The following is a 6000-nucleotide window of genomic DNA, read 5'->3' on the forward strand; positions in this document are numbered from 1 at the left end:
CTGTAACTAAAAGCCCCGTGCTTTTAAGCCTCAAGCGTGACCAATGCTCATAAAATGCCCCTACAGTGCCTCATTACCAAATTAACGAGCCCGTAAGCCCACTTTTTTCTGAGCTTTGTAATTATTTTTGTGAGCAAATTTAGGTGCGTTTCACCTATAAACTTACCTACCCATACATCCCCTAACATGTGTCTTATACGTACAAGGAGCTAGCTCTATGTTAAAACCTACAATAGACACAGACACAAATATCATTAACAACCAACATTTTTAGTAGGGCATGTTTAATACTTTTTTAGACATCCTAAATGCGCAATTAATATAGCCCGAATATGCACTACCCTAAAATTAGCTACTATTAGTGGTAGCAAATCACACCAAAGTACCACTATCTAGACAATGCAAACCATTGCATTTTGTTTTAAACAACAAGACAGGGTTAATCTTTTTTAAGATAAAAACGGCTTTTACTTGTGAAAAAAGCATTTGCTCTTAAAGGCAGTCGAGCTGTGAAAATTTAACGCGTGCCTATTATACAGGCTAAATAGATTAATACAAAAACAAAAATTAATTAGATTCGATATTTAAGCCATGAGAGCTCAATTAATAACTATCCAATCATGTATTTTTCAAACAAAACAGTTCTACTAAGCGCTCTACGCTTATAATGTTAAGAGACAAGTACGTAATCTACATAAGGGAGAACGCTCTTAGTTAAGGTCTCTTTTATGTTGGAAATTTTTTTTATACAGTATTTAGAGTTGTTAGTTTTTTATTGAGAAAGGTTGACTATGAGCGATATTTTTCCACAAAATCCAAAGCTTTTTACCCTAACTAATGCTCAGGGCATGCAAGTAGTAGTTATGGACTGGGGCGCAACTATTCACTCCATCTTAGTTCCTGTAGGTGAAGGCAAACTTCGTGAAGTTATCGTAGCTCCAAAAGAGCCTACTGATTATCACAAGCAGTATTGCTATATGGGTGCTACCATTGGCCGTTATGCTAACCGTATTGATAAGGGCACTTTTGAGGCCAACAATAAGACCTACGTAGTAGGCGGTGGCAAAGATGTAGTATTACATGGCGGTGATGTAGGATTTGATAAGTGCCGTTTTGAGGTTGTTGAGTCAAGCTCTAATTCCTTAGTATTAAAGCACCACTCTCCAGATGGCGATGAAGGATTCCCAGGTAATTTTGATTTAACTGTAACCTATAAGCTTGAAGATGATGGCGCTTTAAATATTGATTACTATGCTACCTGTGATCAAGAGTGCCCAGCATGCATTACCAATCACTCATACTTCAACCTCAATGGCCACCACTCTAAAGTTTTAGGCCATATTGCTAAGTTTAACTCTAAGCAAATTTTAGTTATTGACTCTCGCTCTATTCCAACAGGCGAAGTTTACGACGTTACTAAGCGTACTGATAAGGTTGATAACTTTAACTTTACTAGTGAAAAGAAGCTTGCCAATAGCGTAGCTGACTTTGCTGACGATGAAAACATGAAATACACTGGCGGCTATGATCATGCCTTTATTATCAATGATTTTGGCAATGATAAGATCCCTTGTGTCACCATGTTAGGTGAAGTTGTTGAGGGCAAACAAGTTAAGATGGAGGTCTTTACCGACTATCCAGCTTTCCAATTCTACTCAGGCAATGCCATTAACCAAGGCACTCCTGATGTAGCCATTGCTCGTGATGATGGCCAAGTTTATGGCATTCATGACGGCTTTGCTATTGAGCCTGAGTTCTTCCCTGATGCTCCTCACTTAACTCAATTTGCTCAGTACAACCCAATCGTAACCCCTCAAAAGCCTTTAAAGCGCTTCATTACTTATAAGTTCACTGCTGTTTAATGCATTAAAGCTGGTAATTTACAGCTCACGAAAAGGGCAACTCTTAGGATCTTAGGAGTTGCCCTTTTCATTTTATATTAAAACTCTGCATCTTCACTTAATGTGGACTGAATGCCATCTCTACTATATCTTGAGTTTAAGATCGCCTCTGACTGGCAAGTTATGGCTACGCCTAAGACAAACTCACTTTTCCATAAAGGAATACGATTTTTGGTAGCAAGATTTTTAGTATAAAGCTTGAGACTATCGTAATACTTAGCCCACAAATCATTTAGCTTTTTGAGCTCTCGAGCATCTTTACTAGAAACTTGTGCAATTGCCGCTATTGTCTTTCTTAAATCACTCGAATAGCTTTCATAATAGTTATTGGCCTCATAAGCGCAAATATCACTATCACGAGAAGAAATACATTTGTTTAATAAGAAGTAATCACCAAAGCCATAATTCTTATATAAAGACAATAAAGTTAAAGCTAAACTTGAGCGCAAATGCTCTCCTACTGCATCTTGTCCATCAGTATGATAGAAGTTTGATTTAGTCCAAGCCTTGGCAAAAGCATCCCAACAGTCTAAAACTTGATAATAGTCATTATTAATTAATCCTAAATTACGTAAATCAGTGGCTATGCTTTTTACACAGTCATTGCTAGCAAAAAAGAATTGATCTCCATTAGAACCCTCAAAAATAGAACAGCGTGCCTCTAAAGGCTCACTAGTGGTAGGTTTACCATTGGTTCCTTGGACAAAGGCATATTTAGGACGTAAGTGAAGGGGCTCTGGGAAGCCTGCTAAACGCCAAATTCTCATGAGCATTTGACGATAGAGCACTGGACGGATAGCTTGAGCTTTGCTAATAGGAGGCAGAACTAAACTTAACTCTTGGTAAAACTGATGCCAAGCACTAATGGCCTCAGAGGCATTTTGACGGGGCGATAAAAATCCTGTTAAGCGCCGTGCTAAAACCGAGGCATATTTAACTGTCTCAAGTTCATAACGATTATCCATGGTATATAAGAAAGTCGAAGGATCTTCTTTAAGCTTAAGGATATCGTAATAACTTTGAGGATATTGAGAGATCTTGCTATCGCTAAACAAGGAAAATAGCGTCAGATAATAATCAAAATCGCTAAGTGGACTATCTACATACTTAAAGTCCATACGAGCAGTATCACTTAGCACATTGTTCCATAGCATCATATAGCGCTGGTAATTACCAGTAGGATCTTTAAATAACTCTGGCAAAAACGATAAGGACAATTTGCCTTGAGCTTCATAAATATCATCTAAAGCAGCTTTGCACTCTTTACTTGGATAAAAATAAGGCATGCTATCTTGGTCATGAATGGAACTAACTAGACCAGTGACCACCTTTTTATAAGGCTTACCATCCTCATTAGAACGCAAACACAAGCTCTCAATATTGCGATATTTAGCCTCTCCCTCAATAGCGCCAGCCCCAGCGCCCGCAGCGCTAGCTCCCGAACTAACGCCCGCTCCTGCGCCAGCAGCGCTAGCGCCTGCACCTACACTTTCTTTTGATAAGCTATTGAACCCCTGACGAGGCCAGAGAATGCCTGATAATAATTGCTCATTGCTTTTGAAGTTTTGCTGCTCATGCAAAATCACACAAGACTTAGCCACCTCAGATAACACCATATCAGAATTGCTCATGGAAAAAGACAAAACTGATGGTATTTTTAAATAAGAAGCATCCTCTTTGGAAAATTCCATTTCAAAGTTAGGACTATCAGGCAAAGTAATTAAAAAGGCTGTTCCTACCTGAAACTCTAACGAGTTGCCTGAAATCTCAGCATAAACATTAGTAACCTGACCATCGACATTAAGTCTAACAGGAATAATACCTGAGGCCTCATGCTTATGAGGCAATAACACACTCATACGAAAAGCATAAGGCTGATCTTTAGAGCATAAAACTATTTGTAGCTGGATCTGGTCTTTAGTGTTAACAAAGGCTGCCACCTCTGCTCCGCCATAAGCATAATCTAAACGCCCTGCCTCCCAGACATCAATTCCCAGACCTAAAGCATAACTTTTAGCACCACCTAACATTATTAGGCACAAACAACCTAAACTCTTAATGGTTTTACCAAGACACAAAAATCCCCTTAGTAAAACAAGCATATTTACCAAGCTTAACAAAAGTGCTTTGCGCTTTATAACAAAGTTAGTAAAAACCACATACATAGCCATAGAGCTCTCGGCTAGAAAAAACTTTCTAATCTACAAGTAATGCCTTTGTATATCTTACTCGATTATGAATCTTACGCTGATTTAAAATAGTTAATTTTTCATCAAAATAGCATTAAATCTCTTAGCTCCACCTCAAACGCAGTTACAACCACAGCCAAGCCAGCTAGAAAGATAGCTACTTTGCACCAAACAGGCGCTATCTTCGTTTATTAAGGTATTCATGCATGCGTGAATAAGAGCTCATGGGCTTTGCTAATAAAGACAGTCTTAATGGCTCAATGGAGCATGAAGTACAAGGCAGGAATAAACAGGCAAGAACAGTACAGCGCAGGCTTGACTGAACAGCGACAGGCTGGGCAGCACAGCATAGTGAAGGGTGGACGGGCTTGTGCAGAGCTGAGCTGAGCCAGGCTGTGAAAAGGCAATATTTAGGTAAGGAGAGCAAAGCCAACCAATAATATAAGAAGTCTCTCTTATATTATTGGTTAAGTAAGAAAGACTAGATTTTTAGTGGAAGATTTCAAAATCTTTACTTAAAGCTTGTAGGGTAAGCTGCTTGGTCTTAGTTGCCTTGGTACGGTTGAAGGACACAACTAAAGTATACAAAAGCTCACAAATATGAATTTGGGCTGTTAAAGTAGCAGCACTATCACCTTGGAGTGCCCCCTCTTCATTGCCATTAAAAATTACGTAATCGGCAAGCTCAGTAAGTTTGCCCACAGGATTATTAGTAATAGCAACAGCTAAAGCGCCTGTCTCTTTACCAATAGAAAAAGCTTTTAAAGTCTCATAACTGCCACCCTTTTGAGAGAGTGCAATTACTACATCGCTAGGGCCTAACATAGCTAAAGAGGTGTACATAAAGTGGCTCATAGGCTCAGAAAAAGCCTCAATACCAATACGACACAACTTATTTTTTAAGAATAAAGCACTTAAAGATGAGTTACCCACACCAATAATAAATACTTTGCGAGCCTTATAAATAGCATCAGCTACAGGATAAAGAACACGCTCATCTAAATTATGGATATTCTCATTTAGTGAGTGCAAAATAGCAATTTTTAGCTTCTTGGCAATTACATCATGTGTATCACCATCTGCAATATTAGAGTCTAAGATTTGCTCTTCTAATTGTTGAGACTTACCTGCAGTTTCTTTAACTAATTCAATTTGAAACTCTTTAAAGCCAGGAAACTTCAAAGTTTTGGCTAAACGAATTACAGTAGCTTCACCAACTCCAGCGGCATTAGCAATATCAGTGACGTTTTTAACAATCACTTCATCTGGACTTGAAATAATATAATGGGTGAGACGCTTTAATGCTGTAGGCAGATCACTTTCAATTGCTCTAAGTGTGCTTAATATTTTTCCACTAACATTGTTAGGGATATTTAACTTACCCATAGTTAAATCCTTAAAATCATCCCTTGTCATCACAGAGCAAAGAAAACACGAAAACACTTATCTTAGATAAGCGCAAAACTGTCATTATTAAAAATTAAACTTGTCTTAATTGGTCTTATGCTTGTTTAAATAAGACCCATACCAAAACTGTTTTCTATGCTCTAGTCCTTAAATTGAAGGGCTAACAAAACTAACAAAACTAATACAACAAGTATTCTCAACTTGTTAATAAGTGTTTCAATGGTGTTAATACATTAAGGCAGTACTATTGTCTGCTCATACCAACCTAAGATTTAGTTAACACCTTCTAACTTAGGATCACACACCTACTTTCAGCAATATGTCAGGAGCGGCTCTTACTAAGATTATGACGAGTAGTTTGTTTTTAGTGCACTACATAGTAGATATAGGCCTGACCTTTACTTTTATATATCCTACTCTATTAGAGGGCATAATTTGAAATTTAGTTCTATTTTTTTGAATAAATTCTCTAAATCCAATTTATTGCTTAAGTACTTTTCCAA

3 protein-coding genes are annotated in these 6000 nt (G+C 37.9%); 1 reads left to right on the forward strand and 2 read right to left on the reverse strand.

Annotated elements, in window-relative coordinates; genetic code table 11:
- Window positions 1–791: 791 nt before the first annotated feature.
- Window positions 792–1862, forward strand: a complete 1071-nt coding sequence (locus tag MXE38_RS06045) for an aldose epimerase family protein (RefSeq protein ID WP_246913188.1) — start codon at window positions 792–794, stop codon at window positions 1860–1862.
- A 77-nt stretch (window positions 1863–1939) separates the two neighbouring features.
- On the opposite strand, the gene MXE38_RS06050 is transcribed toward MXE38_RS06045, so the two are convergent.
- On the reverse strand, window positions 1940–3931 hold the full coding sequence (locus MXE38_RS06050) for a hypothetical protein (protein WP_246913191.1): 1992 nt from the start codon (window positions 3929–3931) through the stop codon (window positions 1940–1942).
- 648 nt (window positions 3932–4579) lie between these two features.
- A complete protein-coding gene (locus tag MXE38_RS06055) occupies window positions 4580–5476 on the reverse strand; it encodes a MurR/RpiR family transcriptional regulator (protein ID WP_246913193.1) in 897 nt (298 codons plus the stop codon).
- Window positions 5477–6000 lie beyond the last annotated feature (524 nt).

Origin of the sequence: Anaerobiospirillum sp. NML120448 (assembly GCF_023050945.1) — a bacterium.
In the GTDB taxonomy this organism is placed as follows: Bacteria; Pseudomonadota; Gammaproteobacteria; order Enterobacterales; family Succinivibrionaceae; genus Anaerobiospirillum.